We start from the raw sequence: 723 nt of genomic DNA, 5'->3' as shown, positions 1-723 counted from the left end.
CGGAGAAAGACCCGATCGTTCGGGACTACCGGGACGCCCTGAAATTTCTGCAGCTCACCGCCGAGGGCCGGTTCTCCCTGGGGCAGGACGACCCGGTGGCCAACTCCACCAGCGGGGCTCCCCAGGTGGTGACTCCGGGCCGAACATTCAGCCTCGATCAGTTGAAGGACTTCTGACATGTCCAGCGCTCCATTCGATCACAACCTGATCATCGAGCGCCTGAAGGATCAGGTAGCTGTCTTGGAGAGTGTCGGCGGTGCGGCGGACTTTGCTGCCATCAAGGCGGTCCGCGACTTCCGGACACCGACCGCCTACGTGATCCTCGCCGAAGAAACGCCGATGCCGCGCTCGTCCGGAGCACCCGGCGCAGCGACCCGGCAGATGGTCCAGGTGCGATTCGGTGTTGTGGTCGCAACCCGCAACTACCGGGACAACAAGGGCAAGAACGCGATGGACGATCTACGTCCAGTACTGGGACAGGTGCGGGATGCCCTGATCGGCTGGGTGCCGCCTGGTCTGGTGGGAGCCCGTGACTGTCAACTCATCCAGGGACAAGCCGTGGACTATGACACGTCCGTTTTGATCTGGGCCGACCTCTATCACACCCAACACGCTATCGGGAGAACCTCATGAGCACCCCCGCCAAGAAACAGGACATCCCCGCCGTCTCAGTGCCGAAGGAGGAGAAGGTGACACTCACTGCTCATCACACGCACGCCGGCA

2 protein-coding genes are annotated in these 723 nt (G+C 62.5%); both read left to right on the top strand.

From position 1 onward, the window contains the following. Positions 1-14 precede the first annotated feature (14 nt). Positions 15-176 carry a hypothetical protein gene (locus JHD77_RS30270; RefSeq protein ID WP_325099877.1) on the top strand — a complete coding sequence of 54 codons (162 nt, stop codon included), beginning with the start codon at positions 15-17 and terminating at the stop codon, positions 174-176. Position 177: 1 nt separating this feature from the next. Further along, complete coding sequence (locus tag JHD77_RS30265) at positions 178-633, top strand: phage tail terminator protein (RefSeq protein WP_003094263.1); 456 nt, start codon at positions 178-180, stop codon at positions 631-633. Positions 634-723 lie beyond the last annotated feature (90 nt).

The sequence above is a fragment of the Pseudomonas sp. P20 genome (assembly GCF_016463925.1).
Lineage (GTDB): Bacteria > Pseudomonadota > Gammaproteobacteria > Pseudomonadales > Pseudomonadaceae > Pseudomonas > Pseudomonas aeruginosa.
The sequence above is the reverse complement of the archived record's forward strand: the minus strand, read 5'-3'. Positions and strand labels throughout refer to the sequence as shown.

What these genes read in the sequence shown, in the direction of transcription:
- JHD77_RS30265 (WP_003094263.1), top strand. Translation starts at nt 178, where the DNA reads ATGTCCAGCGCTCCATTCGATCACAACCTGATCATCGAGCGCCTGAAG.